Source organism: Streptomyces sp. BRA346, assembly GCF_052851135.1.
In genome coordinates this window covers 1-2,998 of record NZ_JAIWIH010000128.1, presented here as the reverse complement: position 1 = coordinate 2,998, position 2,998 = coordinate 1, and the positions used below count along the sequence as shown (strand labels likewise).

2 protein-coding genes are annotated in these 2,998 nt (G+C 69.8%); both read left to right on the top strand.

The genetic code is table 11. The features are described 5' to 3' along the window. The coding region (locus LCH29_RS43675) for a KR domain-containing protein (RefSeq protein WP_446467240.1) at nt 1–1,147 on the top strand (1,147 nt) is incomplete at its 5' end. Between the two features lie 47 nt (nt 1,148–1,194). Further along, the coding region (locus LCH29_RS43670) for a type I polyketide synthase (protein WP_446467239.1) at nt 1,195–2,998 on the top strand (1,804 nt) is incomplete at its 3' end.

Below are 2,998 nucleotides of genomic sequence, written 5' to 3'. Positions count from 1 at the left end.
CACCATCACCGCCTGCGACGTCTCCGACCGCACCGCCCTCCACCACCTCATCCGAGCCATCCCCACCGAACACCCCCTCACCACCGTCATCCACGCCGCGGGCATCGCGGAGAACACATCGCTCGCGGAGATCGACCTCCCCCACATCAACGAGGTTCTTCAGCCCAAGGCGCTCGCCGCCACCCATCTCCACGAGCTGACCAAGGACCACGACCTCAGGGCATTTGTGCTCTTCTCCTCCGGTGCGGCCTCCTGGGGCGGCAGCCGACAGGCCGCCTACGCCGCCGCCAACACCTACCTCGACGCCCTGGCCGAACACCGCCGCCTCCAAGGACTCCCCGCCACCAGCATCGCCTGGGCGCCCTGGGGCGACGCGGGAATGGCGTCAGACGAGGCCGTCGTCGACTACTACAACCGGCGCGGGATGAATCCGCTCGCCCCGGATCTCGCCGTCGCCTCCCTTCAGCACGCCCTCGACCACGACGACATCACCGTCACCGTCGCGGATATCGACTGGGAGAAGTTCCCCGTAAGTTTTACGGCGCAACGGCCGAGTCCGCTCCTCACCCACCTCATGCCGACCCCGTCGTCCGGCGTCGACATCCCGGATGCGACGGCGGCCATCAGCTCGCTCCAGCAACAACTGGCCGGCAGCACACCCGCCCAGCAGCATCAACTCCTCCTCCACCACCTGCAAACGCACGCGGCCGCAATTCTCGGCCACACCAGCACGGACGACATTCCCCCCGCCCAGCCATTCCAGGAGCTGGGGTTCGATTCCCTCACCGCGGTCGAATTCGGTAACCGACTCACCGCCACCACCGGTATCGATCTGCCGCCCACTCTCATCTTCGATCACCCCACGACCAACCAGCTGGCGGACTTCCTGCGCGGGCGACTTGTCGACACGGATGTGACCTCCGAGGGGCGGCTGCTGTCGGACCTCGACACATGGGATGCGGTGTCGGAGCCGTCCGCGGTGGACGAGGCGGCCCGTCGCCGCATCACCGGCCGACTGCGGCTGCTGCTGGCCAAGTGGAGCGATACGGAACACGAAGCGGACCGTTCCACGGCTCACAGCGAGCTTGAGACAGCAACAGCGGAAGACATTTTCGACCTCATTTCCGATGAGTTCGGAAAGTCGTGAGCCCGATGCCCTCCACCCGCCGCGCCGCGCCAAGGAGCTTGCGCTAGATGTCCAACGAAGAGAAGCTTCTCGATCACCTCAAGTGGGTCACGGCCGAATTGCGCCGGACCCGCCAGCGTCTGCGCGAGATCGATTCGGCCGAGCCGGAGCCGGTCGCCATCGTGGGAATGGCGTGCCGCTATCCCGGCGGGGTGCGCTCGCCCGAGGATCTCTGGCAGCTGATGCAGCGGGGCGGTGACGCCGTCTCCACGTTTCCGACGGACCGCGGCTGGGGACTCGACGAACTCTTCGATCCGGATCCCGAGCAATACGGGACGTCCTATGTGGACCAGGGTGGATTCTGTTACGACGCGACCGCATTCGACGCGGCCTTCTTCGACATCAGCCCGCGTGAGGCGCTGGCCATGGACCCCCAGCAGCGGCTGCTCCTCGAGACGGCGTGGGAGGCGTTCGAACGGGCGGGGTTCCGTCGCGACACCTTGAGCGGCAGCAACACGGGTGTGTTCGCCGGGATCGGCTCGCACGACTACCTGTCGGTCATCGGGAACATCACCAGCGAGGTGGAGGGCTACGTCGGGGCCGGAAACCTCGGCAGTGTGCTCTCGGGCCGGGTGGCGTACTCGCTGGGTCTGGAGGGGCCCGCGGTCACGGTGGACACGGCGTGTTCGTCGTCGCTGGTGGCCATTCATCTGGCCTGTCAGGCGCTGCGCCAGGGCGAATGCGATCTGGCGTTGGCGGGTGGCGTTGCGGTGATGGCCACCCCGGGAGCGTTCATCGAGTTCTCCCGGCAGCGCGGCATGGCCCCCGACGGCCGGTGCAAGCCCTTCGCCGCCGCGGCCGACGGCACCGGATGGGGCGAGGGCGCCGGGCTCGTCGTCCTGGAGCGCCTCGGTGAGGCGCGGCGCCGTCACCACCGGGTGCTGGCGGTGATCCGTGGTTCGGCGGTCAACCAGGACGGCGCGAGCAATGGGCTGACCGCGCCGAACGGGCCCTCGCAGCAGCGGGTGATCCGGCAGGCGCTCGCCAACGCCCACCTGTCCACCGCCGAGGTGGACGCGGTGGAAGGCCATGGCGCGGGGACGACGCTCGGCGACCCGATCGAGGCCCAGGCGCTGCTGGCCACGTACGGCCAAGGGAGGGCGGAGGACCGGCCGTTGTGGCTGGGCTCCATCAAGTCGAACCTGGGCCACACCCAGGCCGCCGCGGGTGCGGCCGGTGTCATCAAGATGGTGATGGCGATGCGGCACGAGCTGCTGCCCGCCTCGCTGCACATCGACGAGCCGACCCCGCACGCCGACTGGACCTCGGGGGGCGTACGGCTGCTGACCGAGCCCGTTTGCTGGCCCCGGGGAGAACGGCCGCGCAGGGCCGGGGTGTCCGCCTTCGGCATCTCGGGGACGAACGCCCATCTGATCCTGGAGCAGGCACCCGAGGAGGCGGAACACACCGCGGCGCGGCCGGGCCCCGACGGCATCGGTGTGGTGCCGTGGGCGGTGTCGGCGCGGAGCGTTCAGGCGTTACGGGGTCAGGCGCGGGCGTTGGCCGAGCGGGTGGCCGCCGACGCGGACGTATCGCCCGCCGAGGTGGGCTGGTCGCTCATCAGCACGCGGTCGGTGTTCGACCACCGCGCGGTGGTCGTGGGTGAGGGCCGCGACGAGCTGACGGCGGGGCTCATGGCGCTGGCCGCCGGGGAGTCGCACCCGGCCGTGGTGGAGCCGGTGGGTGCGATGTCCGCCCAGGCCACCGCTGCCTCGGGCCCGGTGCTGGTGTTCCCGGGGCAGGGTTCGCAATGGGCCGGAATGGGCGCCGCACTGCTGGACGACTCCCCCGTCTTCGCCACCCGCGTCGCCG